The sequence below is a fragment of the Chryseobacterium sp. ZHDP1 genome (assembly GCF_018603435.1).
Lineage (GTDB): Bacteria > Bacteroidota > Bacteroidia > Flavobacteriales > Weeksellaceae > Chryseobacterium > Chryseobacterium indicum.
The window spans coordinates 2,354,243-2,372,898 of record NZ_CP075682.1; the positions used below are offsets into that span (position 1 = coordinate 2,354,243).

Sequence of the window (18,656 nt, forward strand, 5' to 3'; positions counted from 1 at the left end):
CTGTTCCCTTTTTGCGAGTGCAAATATAGAACGGATTTTTTGAATTCTCAAATTTTTTAATAACTTTTTTTAACTTTTTTTCCTAAGCCATTTCTTTTTTCTTGATTAATAGCTTTTTAGCAGTATCAACGCATAGGTCTAAACTTTCTTCAAAAGTTGTAGAGGTTTTCTTTACTACGATATCGTCTCCCGGAACCGCCAGAATAATCTCGGCCGTTTTGTTTGCTTTATCCGAGTTGTTTTCTACTTTTAAGAATATTTTACACTCCTGAATTTTGTCATAAAAAGTATCCAGTTTGCTTACTTTTTTTTCAATGTGTGATTCTAGTGGTTCGTGTGGAGTTAAACCAATTGATTGTACTGTGATCTTCATAATTCGTCATTTTTTGAAGCTCTTGGATGAGCCCGATTAAACACTTTTTTCAATTGTTCAATATTAGCATTCGTATAGACTTGAGTACTTGCAAGACTGGAATGTCCTAATATTTTTTTTACTTTAGAGATCTCTGCCCCATTATCCAAAACGTGTGTAGCAAAGCTGTGACGAAGGATGTGAGGACTTCTTTTTTCTTTTGTTGTTATAAGACTAAGGTACTTATTAACGACCACATAAACAAATTTTTCAGTGAGTTTTTTGCCTTTGGTATTGACAAAAAAATATAAATCATGTTCAGGCAGCGGTTTCCTTATTTTCAAATAACGATTCAGCAGATCCGAAAGCTCTCCGGAGATGGGAATATATCTTTCTTTGTTTCCCTTTCCTATTATTTTCAGTTCGTTTCCGCTGAGATTTACATTTTCAAAAGTCATACCACAAAGCTCTGCTTTCCGGATTCCTGTCTGGTAAAGAACTTCCACAATGCATTTATGCAAAACATCCTGAATTTCTTCAAAAACCTGATCACTAAGTTTTTGCATTTCTTCTTTTGACATCGGGATCTGTTTTTCGGGATAAAATTTTAATGAAGAAATACTTTCTGTGGGAGAAACTTTTATTTCGCCGATTTTTAGCAGAAATAAATAAAAGCTGCGAAGAGAAGACAATTTTCTGTTGATACTTCGTTTGGAAATATCATTTTCGCTTAATTCAACGATAAAATTTCTGATAATTTTTTTGTCCGCTTTTGAAATATCTTCTGAAGATTCTGTTTTCATGTAAAAACGGGAGAAATCTTCAAGATCTTTTCTGTAGCTTGTAATGGTGTGAGGAGAATATCTCTTCTCGAATTGTAAATATTCCAGGAATTTGTCCAGCATCATTTAGTATATAAAAACAAAAAATTCACTCTTCAAATATAAACATTTAAAGAGTGAATTTAGTATGTGGGTAAGAAAATTCTTAAGCCTGTTCTTCTTTGCTAAGATTTCTTTGCTTGTGAGCAGCTTTTAATCTAGCTTGTCTTAAAGTTACAGAAGGCTTGATAAACTGTTGTCTAGCTCTTAACTGACGAACTGTACCAGTTTTATCAAATTTTCTTTTATATTTTTTTAATGCTCTATCGATAGACTCTCCGTCTTTTACTGGAATTATTAACATATATTACATCTCATTTTGGATTGCAAAAATAAACATTATTTATTAAACCACAAAACTTTATTAAATAAAACATTCAAAGTAAATGAATTCAAATTTTGAAAAAGCTTAACAAAACTGACATTTAACAATAATTTTATAATAATTTATGTTTATTTATAAATAATTATTTAATAAATTATATACTTTTACGTACTTATTTATTTATTTTTGTAAATAATATTAAATTGTTTAAAACCAAACAGCTATGCCCACATTTCCATAACTCTTAATTGTAGTAGATTTTGCTTTATCTCTGGCAAATTCCGGATCCTGATTTTATTCTGAGTAAAACCATATTCATATTCCCTTCACAATGCTTAAAAAATTACTCTTTTCTATTTTTATATTCTTTTCCGGTTTCGTGTTTTCACAGGAAGATTGTATTTCCGCCATTACAGTCTGCGGAAATTCAGGTATAAATTATACTCCCGTAGGAATAGGAAACATCAATGAAACTCTGGGAGGATGTCTCTCATACGAAAATCATTCAGTTTGGTATAAATTTACAATAGCTACCAGCGGAACCCTTACTTTTGATCTGGTTCCCACAGGACCGGTAGATTATGACTGGGCGATTTACGGACCGAATGTAACCTGTTCCACCAGAGGAACTCCGGTAAGATGTAATGCTTCAGGATATTACGTTAATACCGGAATGAACATGACCAATACCAACACTTCATCCGGTGCCGGAAATACAGATCCTTATTGTAAATACATGGATGTTTTGGCAGGACAGACGTATTACTTGTATATAGATAACTGGTCTCCGTCGGTTTACACTTTTAATCTAACCTGGGGCGGAACTGCAACTTTTGTTTCACCTTTTACCAATTCAACACTTGCACCCAACCCTTTTGTTCCTCCCGGAAACCCCGGACCTACTCCAGGCTCTCCGAGAGAAATAAATATCTGCGGAAGTTCTGCAACTTTTAATTTCAGTACATTATCTCCCGGGATACTAAACGGAAATTCTAATTTTTTCGTTTCATATTATAGCACAGCAAACAATGCCGCAACAGGAAGCAACCCGATCACAGCACCTATTACTATAAATACAGGTAATACCTATTATTATAATATAAGCTATCAGGATCCTAACAATCCTAACAATTCCATCAATTCCTGCAAACAGACAAATGCCATAGTTTTTAAAGACAAAAGTTTAACTGCATCTATTACTGCATCTGCAACAAAACTCTGCCCAGGCGGAAATATTACGCTAACATCAAGTAACGCTACCGGAAACACATGGTCTACAGGAGCTACAACCCAGTCTATCACGGTAAATACACCAGGGACCTACACCCTAACCAGCAGCAACGGAGTTTGCACAAGCCCACAAGCTTCGGTTACCATCACTCAGGACACAGATCCGAATGTGCAGATCACAGGAAATCTGACATTGTGTGAAAATACTTCCACGACACTTACCGCAACCTCAACCGGAATAGGAAACACCTATTTATGGTCTACAGGAGCTACCACTCCTACAATTACTGTAACCACACCGGGAACATACACCGTAACAGTGAAAACTCCGGCAAACTGCCAATATCCTAAATCTGTAACCTTCGTACAGGGAACTGTTCCCGTTGCTCAGAATGCCACTTTAACCAACTGCTCCAGTACAAGCACAGCAGTTTTTAATTTAACAACAGCTCAGCCTAACATCAGCACGACTTCGGGAGTTACTTTTGATTATTATGTAAATCAGGCAGATGCCATTGCCGGAAATACAAATACCATCGCAACTCCGACCGCTTACACATCAGGAAATGCAACAATTTATGTAAGAGTAAAAACTGCAACGTGTTCAAAAGTCGTTTCGCTTCAGCTCAATGTAACTCAGCTTGCATCTCCTACAATCACCAGCTCATCTTCAACGATCTGTTTCGGTGGAAATGTAACACTCACATCAAGTGTTCCGAACGGAAATACATGGTCTACCGGAGCGACAACGCAATCTATTACGGTTACATCCGGAGGAACTTATTCCTTAACCAACACCAACGGAACATGTACAAGCGCACCGGTTTCAGTAACATTAACCGCAGAAAGTGATCCTAATCCTCAGATTACAGGAAATTTAATTGTATGTGGATCTCCGACAACACTTACAGCAACCTCAACCGGAACAGGAAACACCTATTCATGGTCTACAGGTGCCATAGGAAATTCAATTTCAGTTTCTGCGCCGGGAACTTATACGGTTACAGTACAAACTCCTGGGAACTGCCAGTACACAAAATCCGTGACAGTAGTTCAAGGGGCTGTACCTGTTGTACAAAATTCGTCATTGAGCTTATGTTCAAATAATAGTACGGCAACTTTTAATTTAATATCGGCACAGCCCAATATCAGTACAACTATAGGGGTAACTTTCAGCTACTACCTGAATCAGGCGGATGCATTGGCAGGAAACAGCAATACCATTGCAAATCCTTCGGCATATACTTCAGGAAACGCTGTGATTTATGTTTTGGTGAAATCCGGTTCTTGTTCGAAAATAGCAGAATTACAGTTAATTGTTAATGTAAAACCTGTTCCGACGATTACTGCTTCATCGAATGTCATCTGTAACAATAATGCTGTTACTTTAACCTCAAGTTCAGCAACAGGAAATACATGGTCTAACGGCGCAACGACACCGTCAATTACCGTATCAACTCCGGGAACCTACACTTTAACCTATAATAACGGAACCTGCACAAGCGATCCTGTTTCGGTGATAATAACTCAGGGAACTGATCCGAATGTTCAGATTTCCGGGAATTTAAATTTCTGCGAAGGAACATCAACCACTTTAACGGCTACTGCAAACGGAACAGGAAATACATTTTCATGGTCTAACGGATCAACAACGGCTAGCACAGCGGTAACCGCATCAGGAACTTATACCGTGACCGTGACCACTCCCAACGGCTGTCAGTACACAAAATCGGCAACCGTTACGATGGATCCGGCTATTATAGTAAATATTAATACTCCGGCAGAAATTAACTGTACAAATTCTCAGGTTACTTTAAATGCTACAGCGTCTGTATACCAACCGGGATCAACGTTTTTATGGACCGCTACAGGAGGTGGAAATATTGTTTCCGGAGCCAATACCTTAACTCCGGTAGTGAATAATGCGGGAACTTATACTTTAACGATTACGAGCCCGACTTCCAACGGATGTGTGAAACAAGATTCAGTAACGGTCATTAAGAATATCACACCGCCGATCATAAGCGTTTCAGCTCCTAAACTATCAATTTGTAAAGGTGAGTCTATTGCTCTTACGGCGATGGGTGCCGCAACGTACACATGGACGGGATTAACAGGAAATGGCAACACACAGATTGTTTCCCCGACAACCACTACAACTTATACGGTAACAGGAATCGGAACAAACGGCTGTTCTGCAACGACTCCTGCTACGATTACCATCACGGTTGTTCCGGAAATTATTTCTACTCTGAAAAATATCGAAATCTGTAAAGGTGACAAAGGTATTCTGGATGCAGGAAGCGGACCGAATTATTCTTATTCGTGGAATACCGGAGCATCTTCTCAAACCATCAATGTGGACACATCAGGAACCTATTCTGTAACCATCAGTAACGGAGTCTGCTCTAAAACATTCACCGCAACTGTAGGATATATTGTTACTCCTCAAATTAAAGAAATCACTTACAAAGATCCTTTTTTAACGATTGTTGTACAAAATAATGGCAATGTACCTATAGAGTATTCCATAGACGGAGGCGTAACTTGGCAGGCTTCCAACACTTTTCAGGTGCTAAAAAATACGAAATATTCGATAAGGGTAAGAAACAGAGGGGCAACCTGCGATACCACCGCAGAATATTATACTTTCTTTATGGCAAACGTTATCACTCCGAACAGCGACGGAAGCAACGATGTAATTGACTTCAGCGAGATCAGCAAATATGGTAATTTTGAGGGCGGGATTTTTGACAGATACGGAAAAGAAGTTTTCCGACCGACCACCAAAACACCGATCTGGGACGGAAAATACATCGGAAGACCTCTCCCAACCGGAACTTATTGGTATAAATTACAATGGGAAGATAAAATCATTAAAAAGCCTGTTCAGCTTTCGGGATGGATTTTACTGAAAAACAGGGATTGATGAGGTTGAAGTTAAGACTGAGATTGAGATTGAGGTTGAAGTTAAGATTGAGGAAAGGAATTAGATAAATTATATAAGTGTCGGAGTTTTTTCCGGCACTTTTTGTTTTTTGCTGTTCAGACTTTTGTTCTTTGCTGAAAGTTTTTTTCTGACTATCATTTATACTACCCACTTCTATCCTAGCCCTGATTGCAGAGAAAATCCCGGACTGGAGCGGCGGAGCAAAGCGGAGCCGCGCAATGAGGAATTGTAACGGAAAGCAGGATAAAGCTCCAAATAAAAAACACCTTGAAATTCCATTTTTAAAATGACTGAAAGAATATGAACTGAATTTGAATAAAAGTGTTATCTTTGCATTCACTTTATTCATGGGGTTGACTGGTTTCGACAGCAAGACCAATGGGTAAGTAAGCATGCAGAGAACCGTAGCGCGATCTCTATAATCCCTTGCTACAAAATTTTAACTGGCAACGAAGAGTTCGCTCTTGCAGCTTAATATCGAAGTATAGTAGATCAAGCGTTTTCCCGAAGATGTTAGTAGGGAAGCAAGATATTCCACAAATGCTCTGTTCTGCGGCGTTTGATTCTGGGATATAGGAATGCGGAAATAAGGCTTTGGACGCTTCGGCTAAAGCTCGAAAACCTCAGAAGATAAGCCGGAAGTTGGGTGTCTGCTCTCTGCCTCCCGTCGAAAATCAATAGCAGAATAAGCATGTAGAAAGCTTATGTATTGCTTGTTTGGACGAGGGTTCGAATCCCTCCAACTCCACAAAAGAGATTGTTTTCAGCAGTCTCTTTTTTCTTTTTCAGATATTAAAGGGCTTTACTTTTATTGTCCATGTTTTTCTTCCTTCTGCTCTTTCGGTATTCCCAAGGCGAAACTGCATTTTTATCCGTCCATAAACCCAAACGATTCTCTTTCGCGCTGTTCTGTAGTTTTTGCAGATCAAGATTCTTCGATGCTTTAAAATACCACCATCCGAAACCTGCTTTAATGATTTCCTCAGAAAGATATTTATTATGATCGTAAAAAATTTTAGCAACAGTTCTTTGGTATCGGTCTTTTGCGGTTCTGTAAAATGTAACTGTTTTGCCAAATACGGCATCACTGGTAAACTGTTTGGCATTTTTACCAAAAGCCTGGCCTTTTTCGGGACAATCTACTTCCGCGAGCCGTAAAGTTTCCTGTGTGCTGTCGGATAACAGCACAACCACCGTATCACCATCTTTCACTTTAATTACCTTTCCTGCCGTTTGTGAAGAAATAAGAACTGAAAACAATACAAAAAGAATGAGCAGATTTTTTTTCATCAATAACAAATAATATTTCGAATTTTAAAACAGGCTGCAAAAGTAGTAATTATAAAGCTCTGAGGTAAAAAATAACTTTTAAAAAGCTCAATCAGACAGATTCTATATTGAGTCCAAAAAATTGTGAATGATAAACTTAAATAAGACAATGAAATGTTAAAATATAAACCCCTGAAAACTAAAAGACTAAACTCACAAACTACAAAATACTCTTATGTAAACCACAAAAAAGACTAAAAAAATGTTTTATCGTAAAGAATTTTATATATTTGCACCATCTAACAATTAAAAAAAAATTTACTATGTCAGACATTGCATCAAGAGTAAAAGCTATCATCGCTGATAAGCTTGACGTTGAAGAAACAGAAGTAACTCCAGAAGCTAGCTTCACAAACGATCTAGGAGCTGATTCATTGGATACAGTTGAACTTATCATGGAATTTGAAAAAGAATTCAATATTCAAATCCCTGATGATCAAGCAGAAAAAATTACTACTGTAGGACACGCTATCGCTTATATCGAAGAAGTAGTAAATAAATAATATTCTTCAACAAAAAAGAAATTAAACAAAGTTTATGGAATTAAAAAGAGTAGTTGTAACCGGTTTTGGAGCAATAACACCAATTGGAAATAATGCAAAAGAATACTGGGAAAATCTTGTAAAAGGTGAGAGCGGTGCTGCTCCTATTACTCTTTTTGATGCCACAAACTTTAAAACTAAGTTCGCTTGCGAAGTTAAAAATTTCAATCCTTTAGACCATTTCGATAAGAAAGAGGCTAAAAAAATGGATAGGAATACACAGCTTGGGCTTGTTGCTGCAAGAGAAGCAGTAACGCACTCAAGAATTATTGAAGACAATGTAGACAAAAACAGAGTCGGCGTAATCTGGGGTTCAGGAATCGGAGGTTTAGAGACTTTTGAAACTGAAGTTTTAGGATGGGCAAACACGGAAATCCCGAGATTCAACCCGTTCTTTATCCCTAAAATGATTGCGGATATTACACCAGGGCATATTTCTATTGAATATGGTTTCCATGGTCCGAATTATACTACTGTTTCTGCATGCGCATCTTCTGCAAACGCTTTAATTGATTCCAAAATGCTGATCCAGCTTGGAAAAGCAGATGTAATTGTATGTGGAGGCTCTGAAGCAGCCGTTACAGCAAGTGGTGTCGGTGGATTCAATGCAATGATGGCACTTTCTACAAGAAATGATGATCCTAAAACGGCTTCAAGACCTTTCGACAAAGACAGAGATGGATTTGTTCTTGGTGAAGGAGCAGGATGTATCATTCTTGAAGAATATGAGCACGCAGTAAAACGTGGGGCTACAATTTACGCAGAATTAAAAGGCGGCGGTCTGAGTGCAGATGCACATCACATGACTGCACCTCACCCTGAAGGTTTAGGAGCTTATCTCGTAATGAAGAACTGTCTGGAAGATGCAGGATTAACTGCTGATGAAGTAGATCACATCAATATGCATGGTACATCTACTCCATTAGGAGATATTGCAGAATCCAATGCTATTTCAAAATTATTGGGAGAACATGCTTTCGACATTCAGATTAATTCTACAAAATCAATGACCGGTCACCTTTTGGGTGCTGCAGGAGTTATTGAGGCTATTGCTGCGTTGGGAACTATTATTCATGGTATTGTTCCTCCTACCATCAACCATTTTACTGATGATGAAAATATCGATAGCAGACTGAATTTCACATTCAACGAAGCTGCTAAGAAAGATGTAAAAGTAGCCATGAGTAATACTTTTGGGTTTGGTGGGCACAATGCCTGCGTTCTATTTAAGAAAATCTAAATCTACTGAATGGAGTTACAGAAATACTTTTCTAAATTCCTTCTCAAAAAAAGAAAAAGACAATTAACGGAGAGAGATTATTTTCTCATTACTGAACTCAGCAAAATGCTTGGAACTGAGGTACAGAATGTTGCCCTCTACCGCGAAGCTTTTTCTTTAAAAAATTCTTCTAAAAATAAAGACAGCAATTACGAAAGGCTGGAATTTTTAGGAGATTCTGTTTTGGGTACAATTATTTCTTGTCATTTGTTTCACACCTATCCTCAAGCCAATGAAGGATATCTGACGCAGATGAAATCTAAGATTGTTAATAGGAAGAATCTTAATAAATTAGGAGAAGATTTAAAACTTACCAATCTTCTGCAGAAACAAAACTCTGTGGTGGCTTTAGGTGAAAACATCTCCGGAAATTTATTTGAAGCTTTAATTGGTGCTGTTTATCTCGACTTCCAGTATGAAACCTGTAAAAAGATCATTCTGGAAAGATTACTGACGCCAACGGAAATTAACAAGCTGGAAAATAAAATTGTAAGCTACAAAGGTCTTCTGCTCGAATGGAGCCAAAAGAAGAAACTGAATATAAAGTACGAAACCTGCGAAGAAATTCAGGTAAATAAATCGATTGTTTTCCGCTGTCATGTATGGCTGGGAGAAGAAAAAATCGCGAATGCCACAGAAACTTCTAAGAAAAAAGCCGAAGAAAAGGCAGCACAAAGAGCATTTTATATTTTAAACAAAAAAGAAAATATACTTGGAAATCCAAAAACTTTATGACATTGATGATATAGAATTTGAAGATATTACCATCGGATTGGTAAGATTAGCAAAAAATATACCCGATCATGAGTTTTTCTACAAGGTGAATCAAAACAACGATCTTACATTCAAAAGGATTGAAGATGTTATTCTTCACGGGTCGTTTTATGATTATTTTTTTTCAAGATTTGAGGCTTACCATAAGTTTACAAAGACCTGTTTTACTTTTATTTCGAACAGATCTTCGGAAAGTAAACAAAAAAAATTACAGACAGAGCTCTTCTCGGAAGAAGAAAACATTAAATTTTTATTAAATAATCAGGTAGAAGTGCAATATATTTTGCACAGTTCGGAACAGTTTCCTGATTTTTCCGTAATTTTGCTCCCTGAAAATCTTGTGTTTCCAATTCAAGATTATACACTAGGTTCTGAAGAAGAACTTTATCAAATTATCCAGTATTATGAATAAGTATTTAAAGAAAACAAAAATTATTGCAACGCTTGGTCCGGCTTCATCGTCAAAGGAAGTAATGTTAGGGTTAATGAAAGCAGGTGTTGATATTTTCAGAATCAATTTTTCACACGCTGATTACGACTTAGTTCGTTCAAATATCGAAATCATCAGAGAACTCAATAAAGAATACGGTTTCTCGGTTGGTATTTTAGGAGATTTACAGGGTCCTAAACTAAGAGTAGGAGTTGTAAAAGAAGGTTCTTACCTTAATCCGGGAGACATCCTTACTTTCACCAATGAAAAAATTGAAGGAGATTCTACAAAAGTGTACATGACGTACCAACAGTTTCCACAGGATGTGAAAGTTGGGGAAAGAATTCTTATTGATGACGGTAAATTAGTTTTAGAAGTAACTGAAACCAACCTTACAGATACCGTAAAAGCGAAAACCATTCAGGGGGGACCATTAAGTTCCAAAAAAGGAGTAAACCTTCCCAATACAAACGTTTCTCTTCCTGCATTAACAGAAAAAGATATTCAGGATGCGAATTTTATGCTGGATCAGGAGGTAGACTGGATCGCGCTCTCATTCGTTCGTCATGCACAGGATATTATAGATCTTAAAGAATTGATTTCTAAACATCCGAACGGAAAATTCAAAACGCCGATCATTGCGAAAATTGAGAAGCCGGAAGGTGTAAAAAATATAGAAGAAATTTTATTGGAATGCGACGGTTTAATGGTTGCACGTGGAGATTTAGGAGTGGAAGTTCCGATGGAAGAAGTTCCTGCCATCCAGAAAACTCTTGTGGAAAAGGCAAGATTCTATTCCAAGCCGGTAATTATCGCTACTCAGATGATGGAAACGATGATTAACAGTTTAACACCAACAAGAGCGGAAGTAAATGACGTTGCAAACTCTGTATTGGACGGAGCGGATGCGGTAATGCTTTCAGGAGAAACTTCTGTAGGAAGATATCCGGTTCAGGTGGTGGAAAATATGGCTAAAATTGTAAAGAATATTGAAACTACGCATTTTTACCAGCACAAAAACGAGCCTATCGAAAAGGATTTCAACTGTATTGATGATCGATTTATCACCAACAGAGTTTGTCTTGCGGCAGTAAGAATCGCGAAAACTACCAACGTTTCTGCGATTGTTACCTTAACAAGTTCAGGATATACAGCGTTTCAGCTTTCTGCACACAGACCCAATTCACACATCATCGTATATAGTGGAAACAAGAGGGTTATTACCATGCTGAACCTTCTTTGGGGAGTTCACGCCTATTATTACGATATGAAGAAATCTACTGATGAAACGATTATCCAAGTAAATATGCTGACACATAACTACGGATATATCGAGGCTGGAGACTTTGTAATCAACATCAATGCAACTCCATCTTACGAAGGCGGAAAAACAAATACCTTAAGATTAACGACAGTTTAATTCAAACGAAGTCATTATAAACAAAAAAACTCACGAAAGATCTTCGTGAGTTTTTTTTATGAGCCAAAAGCGGAAAGAATAAATGTTGAAAGCGCATTAAGCAGCACTATTATAAACTTCCATCTCCCCTCTTCCAACTTCCTTCTTTACTCATAATTTCCCACCACAGTTCTTGCTGTTACGAATTCGCGTAAAGCCAATAAAGAAAGTTCTGTTCCGTAACCTGAAGCCTTTGATCCTCCGAATGGAAAACGCGGATCAGAACTGGTCATTCTATTGATATTAACGGTTCCGGATTCAAGGTTTTCAATAAAAAATAACTGTCGTGACTGATCTTTTGTCCATACGGAATTAGAAAGCCCGAAAGGAATATCATTCGCCATTTTTAAAGCTTCTTCGTCATTTTTAGCAATCATCACCATTCCCAAAGGTCCGAAAAGCTCTTCCTGCAAAATAGGATTTCCTTCCTGCACACGAATTAAACCAGGTCTGAATTCATTTTCAGAAATTCTTTCCAACGGAAGAATGATTTCAGCTCCGTGTTCCAGTGCTTTCTGAAACTGTTTTTCCAGTTCATCCGCCAGATCCGGTCTTGCCATTCCGGCAATTTTGGTTTCTTTATTCATCGGATCTCCAACTTCATATGTTTTATATTCTTCAATAAATTTAGGAAGAAAAGCGTCTTCAATTTTTTCATCAATAATGAATCTTTTTGCCGCAGTACAGGTTTGCCCGCAATTCTGAAGTCTTGATTTTACCCCTGCTTTTGCCGCTTCATCCAGATCTCCGTCGTCCAATACAATAAATGCATCACTTCCACCAAGTTCAAGTAATGATTTTTTGATATTTAGTCCTGCAATAGAAGCGACTTCTCCTCCGGCTTTTCCACTTCCTGTGAGACTAACTCCTTTTACCGCATCATGTTCGAGAATTCCTTTTACTTCTTTATGACTTACCTCAAGATTCTGGAAAATTCCTTCCGGAAATCCGGCTTCCAAAAGTACTTCTTCTATAGCGTTTCCGCTTCCAAAACAAATTGAAGCATGTTTTAATACAACGGTATTTCCTGCTAAAATCGCTGGAACAGCAAATCTCAAGACCTGCCAGAAAGGAAAATTCCATGGCATTACTCCTAAAATTACCCCTTTTGGAACATAATGAACTTCAGAATAAGAAAATTCAGAATCGATTTTCTCTGGTTTTAAAATATTTTCGGCATCTGCATAATAATTCATCATTAAAGCACACTTTTCCACTTCAGCAATAGATTCTGAAATAGGTTTGTTCATTTCCTGAGTAATGATCGTTCCAAATTTTTCAGAATTGTTTTTTAAGATTTCCGCTGCTTTAGCAATGAGTTTCTGTCTGTCTTCGAATGGTACTTTTCTCCATTCTGAAAATGCCTTATCTGCTTTGATAAGTTTATTTTCAATTAATTGTTCCATACTATAATTTCTGTTTTTAAATCCGAATCTGTGCCGAATTTAATTCATGCTTTCTTCAAGCGTTTTGGAAGCAACAAATCCTGTTCCTTCGGGTTATATAAAATAATGATTTTTTCTATCGGAATATTGTTAAATTTTATGTTAAATCATAAACCATTCATTCACAAGCGTTGCCGCCAGTCTCGCCGTCCTTTCATGAATATCAAACTGCGGATTTACTTCTGCCACATCAAGTGCCAAAAGCTTTTCACTTTTCAGAATATGTCTGTAAAAATGCATAAATGTCGCATCGGCAAAAATACCGTTGTATGCAGAAGCAGAAACTCCCGGAGCAATGGAAGCGTTAAAAACATCCATACAAATCGTAAGATACAGATAATCTACACTGTCGAGAAGATCATTTATTCTCTGGTAAACAGAAGGTAAATTTTCAAAGAAAAGTTCATCGGCAAGAATATATTTCATCCCGTACTGATGAGCGGTATCAAATAATTTCAGAGTATTAGAATTCCTCTGAATCCCGATATGCAGCGAATGAATTTCGCCTTCCTGAGCAATTTGCCAGAATCCGGTTCCCGAACTCGCTCCTACTCCATTTTCAGGCTGTCTGTTATCAAAATGAGCATCAATATTAATAATTCCTATTTTCTGTTCAGGAAAAGCTGTTTTTAGTCCTAAATAATGTGCGTAAGTGACTTCATGACCTCCGGCTAAAACCACAGACCTTCCTCCTTTCAGCAACACTTTGGAAACATTTTTGGCAAGACTGTTTTGGGTATTTTCTAAATTTCCGTCTTCACAGGTAATATTTCCAAAATCCAGCAAAGAAAAATCTGGACGGATTACAGGAAAATTCGACATATTTCTGCGGATAATATCCGGAGCATCTTTTGCGCCCTGTCTTCCTTTATTCCGTCTAACACCTTCATCTACAGCAAATCCATGTAAAACGAAATCTTTAGGTGAAACAAGATCATAATTATTTTCTTCTTTCACCCTCTGAAATATTCTGTGGAAAAGAAGTTCTTCTCCGTCTAATCTTCCCTGCCAAATCGTGTTCATCATTAATAAGTTTAATTTGTGTGTGTTTATAATTATTATCCCGGAAGCCTCTCTGCAATTTATTCAAAAAGATAATTAAGAAATTCTAAATTGGGATTTATTGCTCTTATTAATTCAAGTTTTTTGTCTCTTTTTAATAATTTTATTTCTTTTTCTCTTTCTATCGCCTGATGTATCCAGCCAAAGCTTTGATAGTAAATCAGAAAACAGACATTATATTTTGCGGTAAAACTATCAGGATTTAATTTATTTATATGCTGAGATAATCTCTGATGCAAGTTTCCGGTAACTCCCGTATATAAAACTGTTCTGTTTTTATTAGTTAAGATGTAAACATAAAATTTATAAATTCCTTCATTTAATTCGAACATTTTTTATCATTTGTATTAAAGTATATTTAGATGCTTTCAGCATGACAATTCGAACGTCTTAATATAGCGTAATATTTGTCATGCTGAAAGCATCTAAATTAATCTGTAATATATTTTTAAATTTTAATTCCATCAATATAAACATTCTCCGCTTCTAAGCTCCCCTGATTATAAAGGACATTCTGGAAATTATTGGTTTTGAAAGTCACAAAATCTGCTTTTTGTCCTTCGGTTAATCTTCCTCTGTCTTCCAGACCAAGCGCAAAAGCCGATCGGAAAGTAATTCCCGCTAACACTTCTGCTGTCGTTAATTTTTCAAATGTTGCTAAAATAGAAGCCTGTGTAATTAAATTTCCCATCGGCGCAGAACCTGGATTCCAGTCACTTGCGATCGCTACAATTGCTCCTGCGTTTAATAATTTTCTCGCCGGCGTAAACTTTTCTCCCAATCCTAAACTTGCACCGGGTAAAGCGGTTGCCACCGTATCAGATTTTGCTAAAAATTCAATATCGTCATCAATAGTAGCTTCCAGATGATCGGCAGATTTTGCCCCCACTTCAACTGCAATTCTTGAACTTCCCGGAGTAAACTGATCGGCATGAACTGTAATTTCAAAACCTAATTCTTTAGCTTTTAACAAAAAAATTTTGCTTTCTTCGGGCTGAAATGCAGATTTTTCAATGAAAATATCTACGCGCTTTGCCAAATCCTCTTCTTTTACTTTCGGTAAAATTTTATTTACAATATAGTGTAAATAGTCTTCATTGCTTCCTTCAAAATCTCTTGGCTTCAGATGTGCGGAAAGACAGGTCGAAACCAAAGTGGCTTTCGTCTGTTCCTGCGCTTTTTTGATGATGCGAAGCATTTTCAGTTCGTTTTCTACGTCTAAACCATACCCGCTTTTCACTTCAATGGTGGTAATTCCAAGTGAAATTAAAAAGTCAATTCTTTCCAGCAAAGTTTTTAACAATTCCTCCTCTGAAGCACTTCTCGTATGCTGTACCGAACTCCAGATTCCTCCTCCGCTTTCGGCAATTTCGAGGTACGTTTTTCCTGCATTACGCATGGCGAAATCATTTGCTCTGTTTCCGCCAAAACAAATATGTGTATGAGAATCTACGAAAGCCGGAAGAGCGATCTGCTCTTCTTCCACTGCTTCAATTTCTATATTCTGGTTTTCAGATTTTAATGTATCAAAATTTCCGACCTTTTTGATTTTATTATCGATTAAAATTCCTCCATCGGGAATGATCTCAAGTTGTTCGTCTGAAAGTTTTCCTCTTAAAGGAAGGTTTGCAAGCGTTACAACCTGCTTGAAAGGACCAATTAGTTTCATTTATTTAGTTTAAAGCTAAAGTTTGGATCATTAGTTTGATTACTTTACTCAGATGCTTTCAGCATGACAAAAAATCTGCATAAAGTTTGTCATTCCGTAGGAATCTCAGCTTAGAATGGTTAAAAAAAATTTTAACTTGTTTTTTCTCTCTCAAAAATACTTAAAATATCTGTTGTTCTCAAATCTTAATTTTTCATGAAATCAACCTTACTCTTAATCTCAATTTTCCTATCTTTACGGTAAATGAAATTGAATTAATGCCCGATTTTTTACATCCAGATAAAGACAATTATTCCCGCGAAGAACTTGCGCAGGAAGAACAGATTCGTCCCCAGAGTTTTAAAGATTTTGCCGGACAAAGAAAAACATTGGAAAATCTTGAAGTTTTCGTGACGGCTGCCAAAAGGCGTGGCGGAGCTTTGGATCACGTTCTTTTGCATGGTCCTCCCGGTTTGGGAAAGACCACTTTGGCCAATATTATCGCAAATGAACTTGGGGTAAACTGCAAAATAACTTCGGGACCTGTTTTGGATAAACCCGGAAGTTTAGCCGGTTTATTAACCAATCTGGAAGAAAATGATGTGCTTTTCATTGATGAAATCCACCGTCTTTCTCCTGTTGTGGAAGAATATCTGTATTCTGCGATGGAAGATTATAAAATCGACATCATGCTGGAAACCGGTCCGAATGCACGAAGTGTACAGATCGGCTTGAATCCGTTTACTTTGGTGGGAGCAACAACACGAAGCGGAATGCTTACCAAACCGATGCTGGCAAGATTCGGTATCCAAAGCAGACTTGAATATTATACGATTGAACTTTTGTCGATGATTATTATCCGAAGTGCAAGAGTTCTGGGCGTAAAAATCTATGAAGATGCCGCAATTGAAATTGCCAGAAGAAGCCGTGGAACACCGAGAATTGCCAATGCACTTTTAAGAAGAGTCCGTGATTTTGCAGAAATAAAAGGAAACGGAGAAATCGAAATTAACATTACAAAATATGCTTTGGATTCATTAAATGTGGACGAATATGGTCTGGACGAAATGGATAACAAAATCATGCGCGTAATGATCGAAAATTTTAAAGGAAAACCCGTGGGAATTTCGGCTTTGGCAACATCTATTGCAGAAAATCCGGAAACTCTGGAGGAAGTTTATGAGCCTTTTTTAATTCAGGAAGGATTTATCATCAGAACACCGAGAGGTCGTGAAGTAACGGAAAAAGCTTATAAACACCTCAACATTTCAATGCCTAAAAACCCAGGAGAACTTTTCTGATTTTTGACTTAAATAAAAAATAAATAACATTATAAAAAACTCAATATTATATGAAGCTATATCCAATACAATGCGGAAAATTTAAGCTCGACGGCGGAGCGATGTTCGGAGTCGTCCCAAAGAGTTTGTGGGAAAAAACCAATCCTGCAGACGAAAGAAACTTAATTGAGCTGGGAACACGTTCTCTTCTTGTGGAAGACGGAAAAAAATTAATTTTAATTGACTGCGGTTTAGGAAATAAGCAGGACGATAAATTTTTCGGTCATTATTCGCTTTGGGGAGACGATAATTTAGACAAAAACTTAAAAAAATATGGTTTTGTAAGAGAAGACATTACGGATGTTTTTCTTACTCACCTTCACTTCGATCACTGCGGTGGCGCAATTGAATGGAATGACGATAAAACAGGTTACAGACCTGCATTCAAAAATGCACAGTTCTGGACGAATGAAAACCACTGGAAATGGGCAACGGAACCTAATGCAAGAGAAAAAGCGAGTTTTCTGAAAGAGAATATTATCCCGATTCAGGAAAGTGGACAACTTAACTTTTTACCTCTTCCGGCAACGGGAAATTACGGTTTTGCACCTGACTTGAAAATGGATGTGATTTTCGTTGATGGTCATACCGAAAAACAAATGCTTCCTGTCATTCAGTATCAGGAAAAAACGATTGTTTTTGCAGCCGATTTAATTCCGACAGCGGGACATATTCCTCAGGTTTATGTGATGGGTTATGATACCCGACCTCTTTTAACTTTAGAAGAAAAGGGTAAATTTCTTAAGCAGTGTGTGGATAATGAATATCTGTTGTTCTTTGAGCATGACGCACACAACGAACTGGCAAGTCTGAAAATGACTGAAAAAGGGGTAAGATTAGATGAGACGTTTAGTTTTAATGATGTTTTTGGATATTAATTTTTAACTATGGAGAAATTACATTCAGAAACTCAGAAAGCAGAACCTGATCCCTTATCTGCACCCAAAATCATTGGCTTAACTGGCGGAATCGGATCCGGAAAAACTACGGTTGCCAAATTCATTGAAGAATTCGGATTTCCGATTTATTATTCGGATGACAGGGCAAAAGATATTGTGAATGACAATGATGATTTAAAACAGAAGATCAAAGAACTTTTAGGAGATAATGCCTATGATGAAAACGGAGTCTACAACCGTAAATATGTTGCTGAAAAAGTTTTTAACGATAAAGATTTACTTCAGGGATTAAATAAAATTATTCATCCTGCTGTAAGAACAGATTTTGAGGATTGGGTAAAAAGACAAACGAAATATCTGGTTTTTAAAGAAACAGCTTTATTGTTTGAGTTAAAATTAAACCTGCAATGCTACAAGTCTATACTGGTAACTGCGGAAGATAATATCAGAATAAAAAGAGTGATGGACCGGGACGGAAAAACCTACCGCGAAGTTCAGTCTGTTATGGAAAAACAAATGCCGGAAAAAGAGAAAATAAAAATTGCCGACTGCATTATCTATAACAACACAAATCTTGAAGACCTCAAGGAACAAACCGAAAAAGTTGTTTTTGATATTGAATAAAATTAAGCTCGTTGGATGTATTTCTAACGAGTTTTTTAGTGCTTGTGTTTTCTCACATAAAAAACAGGCTCTCATTTCTGAGAGCCT

17 protein-coding genes and 1 other RNA gene are annotated in these 18,656 nt (G+C 37.1%); 10 read left to right on the forward strand and 8 right to left on the reverse strand.

Features of this window, described 5'->3' with window-relative positions; genetic code table 11:
* Nucleotides 1-82: 82 nt before the first annotated feature.
* From KKI44_RS10870 to rpsU, 3 genes are all read right to left on the reverse strand, one after another.
* Nucleotides 83-373, reverse strand: coding sequence for an HPF/RaiA family ribosome-associated protein (locus KKI44_RS10870; protein ID WP_214591002.1), 291 nt, complete (start codon nucleotides 371-373; stop codon nucleotides 83-85).
* Entirely contained in the window at nucleotides 370-1,257 is an 888-nt protein-coding gene (locus tag KKI44_RS10875; protein ID WP_214591003.1) for a tyrosine-type recombinase/integrase, read from the reverse strand. The genes KKI44_RS10870 and KKI44_RS10875 overlap by 4 nt, the downstream gene beginning before the upstream one ends.
* 82 nt (nucleotides 1,258-1,339) lie before the next feature.
* A complete protein-coding gene (gene rpsU / locus KKI44_RS10880) occupies nucleotides 1,340-1,537 on the reverse strand; it encodes a 30S ribosomal protein S21 (RefSeq protein WP_062697349.1) in 198 nt (65 codons plus the stop codon).
* A gap of 352 nt (nucleotides 1,538-1,889) precedes the next feature.
* Between rpsU and KKI44_RS10885 the strand changes: the two genes are divergently transcribed.
* Both KKI44_RS10885 and ssrA read left to right on the forward strand, forming a co-directional pair.
* The gene (locus KKI44_RS10885) at nucleotides 1,890-5,717 is read left to right on the forward strand and encodes a T9SS type B sorting domain-containing protein (protein WP_214591004.1); all 3,828 of its coding nucleotides are present in this window, start codon (nucleotides 1,890-1,892) and stop codon (nucleotides 5,715-5,717) included.
* 370 nt (nucleotides 5,718-6,087) lie between these two features.
* Nucleotides 6,088-6,489, forward strand: a transfer-messenger RNA (tmRNA) gene (ssrA, locus tag KKI44_RS10890).
* 41 nt (nucleotides 6,490-6,530) lie between these two features.
* Here ssrA and KKI44_RS10895 read toward each other — a convergent pair.
* Nucleotides 6,531-7,028 carry a thermonuclease family protein gene (locus tag KKI44_RS10895; RefSeq protein ID WP_214591005.1) on the reverse strand — a complete coding sequence of 166 codons (498 nt, stop codon included), beginning with the start codon at nucleotides 7,026-7,028 and terminating at the stop codon, nucleotides 6,531-6,533.
* A gap of 302 nt (nucleotides 7,029-7,330) precedes the next feature.
* Between KKI44_RS10895 and KKI44_RS10900 the strand changes: the two genes are divergently transcribed.
* From KKI44_RS10900 to pyk, 5 genes are read left to right on the forward strand one after another with little or no spacing between them, the layout of a single operon-like run.
* Nucleotides 7,331-7,570 (forward strand): acyl carrier protein, encoded by a 240-nt coding sequence (locus KKI44_RS10900; protein WP_002976354.1) that lies wholly within the window; start codon nucleotides 7,331-7,333, stop codon nucleotides 7,568-7,570.
* Between the two features lie 34 nt (nucleotides 7,571-7,604).
* Nucleotides 7,605-8,849, forward strand: a complete 1,245-nt coding sequence (gene fabF, locus KKI44_RS10905; protein WP_076390692.1) for a beta-ketoacyl-ACP synthase II — start codon at nucleotides 7,605-7,607, stop codon at nucleotides 8,847-8,849.
* A 9-nt stretch (nucleotides 8,850-8,858) separates the two neighbouring features.
* Nucleotides 8,859-9,623, forward strand: a complete 765-nt coding sequence (gene rnc, locus KKI44_RS10910) for a ribonuclease III (RefSeq protein WP_076390691.1) — start codon at nucleotides 8,859-8,861, stop codon at nucleotides 9,621-9,623.
* A complete protein-coding gene (locus KKI44_RS10915) occupies nucleotides 9,601-10,074 on the forward strand; it encodes an IPExxxVDY family protein (protein ID WP_214591006.1) in 474 nt (157 codons plus the stop codon). Before rnc ends, KKI44_RS10915 begins: the two co-directional genes overlap by 23 nt.
* A complete protein-coding gene (gene pyk / locus KKI44_RS10920; RefSeq protein ID WP_214591007.1) occupies nucleotides 10,067-11,512 on the forward strand; it encodes a pyruvate kinase in 1,446 nt (481 codons plus the stop codon). Before KKI44_RS10915 ends, pyk begins: the two co-directional genes overlap by 8 nt.
* Nucleotides 11,513-11,658: 146 nt before the next feature.
* Here the strand turns inward: pyk and KKI44_RS10925 are convergent, their stop codons facing one another.
* The 4 genes from KKI44_RS10925 to hutI all read right to left on the reverse strand — a co-directional run bounded on the left by KKI44_RS10925 (nucleotide 11,659) and on the right by hutI (nucleotide 15,727).
* Nucleotides 11,659-12,957, reverse strand: coding sequence for an aldehyde dehydrogenase family protein (locus KKI44_RS10925; RefSeq protein ID WP_214591008.1), 1,299 nt, complete (start codon nucleotides 12,955-12,957; stop codon nucleotides 11,659-11,661).
* Between the two features lie 141 nt (nucleotides 12,958-13,098).
* Nucleotides 13,099-14,019 (reverse strand): formimidoylglutamase, encoded by a 921-nt coding sequence (gene hutG, locus KKI44_RS10930; protein ID WP_214591143.1) that lies wholly within the window; start codon nucleotides 14,017-14,019, stop codon nucleotides 13,099-13,101.
* A 59-nt stretch (nucleotides 14,020-14,078) separates the two neighbouring features.
* Nucleotides 14,079-14,390, reverse strand: a complete 312-nt coding sequence (locus KKI44_RS10935; protein ID WP_076390687.1) for a GIY-YIG nuclease family protein — start codon at nucleotides 14,388-14,390, stop codon at nucleotides 14,079-14,081.
* Between the two features lie 116 nt (nucleotides 14,391-14,506).
* Entirely contained in the window at nucleotides 14,507-15,727 is a 1,221-nt protein-coding gene (gene hutI, locus KKI44_RS10940) for an imidazolonepropionase (RefSeq protein ID WP_214591009.1), read from the reverse strand.
* A gap of 257 nt (nucleotides 15,728-15,984) precedes the next feature.
* Between hutI and ruvB the strand changes: the two genes are divergently transcribed.
* From ruvB to coaE, 3 genes are read left to right on the forward strand one after another with little or no spacing between them, the layout of a single operon-like run.
* Nucleotides 15,985-17,007: a Holliday junction branch migration DNA helicase RuvB gene (ruvB, locus tag KKI44_RS10945; RefSeq protein ID WP_214591010.1), complete on the forward strand. Its 1,023-nt coding sequence runs from the start codon at nucleotides 15,985-15,987 to the stop codon at nucleotides 17,005-17,007.
* Nucleotides 17,008-17,057: 50 nt separating this feature from the next.
* Nucleotides 17,058-17,924, forward strand: a complete 867-nt coding sequence (locus KKI44_RS10950; RefSeq protein WP_076390684.1) for an MBL fold metallo-hydrolase — start codon at nucleotides 17,058-17,060, stop codon at nucleotides 17,922-17,924.
* Between the two features lie 9 nt (nucleotides 17,925-17,933).
* Nucleotides 17,934-18,569, forward strand: coding sequence for a dephospho-CoA kinase (gene coaE, locus KKI44_RS10955; protein WP_214591011.1), 636 nt, complete (start codon nucleotides 17,934-17,936; stop codon nucleotides 18,567-18,569).
* Nucleotides 18,570-18,656: the final 87 nt, after the last annotated feature.

Bases quoted from the DNA above. Each gene is read 5' to 3' on its own strand.
- rpsU (WP_062697349.1), bottom strand. From the start codon at position 1,537: ATGTTAATAATTCCAGTAAAAGACGGAGAGTCTATCGATAGAGCATTA.
- KKI44_RS10925 (WP_214591008.1), bottom strand. From the start codon at position 12,957: ATGGAACAATTAATTGAAAATAAACTTATCAAAGCAGATAAGGCATTT.
- fabF (WP_076390692.1), top strand. From the start codon at position 7,605: ATGGAATTAAAAAGAGTAGTTGTAACCGGTTTTGGAGCAATAACACCA.
- KKI44_RS10895 (WP_214591005.1), bottom strand. From the start codon at position 7,028: ATGAAAAAAAATCTGCTCATTCTTTTTGTATTGTTTTCAGTTCTTATT.
- pyk (WP_214591007.1), top strand. From the start codon at position 10,067: ATGAATAAGTATTTAAAGAAAACAAAAATTATTGCAACGCTTGGTCCG.
- ruvB (WP_214591010.1), top strand. From the start codon at position 15,985: ATGCCCGATTTTTTACATCCAGATAAAGACAATTATTCCCGCGAAGAA.
- hutI (WP_214591009.1), bottom strand. From the start codon at position 15,727: ATGAAACTAATTGGTCCTTTCAAGCAGGTTGTAACGCTTGCAAACCTT.
- KKI44_RS10950 (WP_076390684.1), top strand. From the start codon at position 17,058: ATGAAGCTATATCCAATACAATGCGGAAAATTTAAGCTCGACGGCGGA.
- KKI44_RS10935 (WP_076390687.1), bottom strand. From the start codon at position 14,390: ATGTTCGAATTAAATGAAGGAATTTATAAATTTTATGTTTACATCTTA.
- KKI44_RS10885 (WP_214591004.1), top strand. From the start codon at position 1,890: ATGCTTAAAAAATTACTCTTTTCTATTTTTATATTCTTTTCCGGTTTC.
- KKI44_RS10870 (WP_214591002.1), bottom strand. From the start codon at position 373: ATGAAGATCACAGTACAATCAATTGGTTTAACTCCACACGAACCACTA.
- coaE (WP_214591011.1), top strand. From the start codon at position 17,934: ATGGAGAAATTACATTCAGAAACTCAGAAAGCAGAACCTGATCCCTTA.
- rnc (WP_076390691.1), top strand. From the start codon at position 8,859: ATGGAGTTACAGAAATACTTTTCTAAATTCCTTCTCAAAAAAAGAAAA.
- KKI44_RS10900 (WP_002976354.1), top strand. From the start codon at position 7,331: ATGTCAGACATTGCATCAAGAGTAAAAGCTATCATCGCTGATAAGCTT.
- hutG (WP_214591143.1), bottom strand. From the start codon at position 14,019: ATGAACACGATTTGGCAGGGAAGATTAGACGGAGAAGAACTTCTTTTC.
- KKI44_RS10875 (WP_214591003.1), bottom strand. From the start codon at position 1,257: ATGCTGGACAAATTCCTGGAATATTTACAATTCGAGAAGAGATATTCT.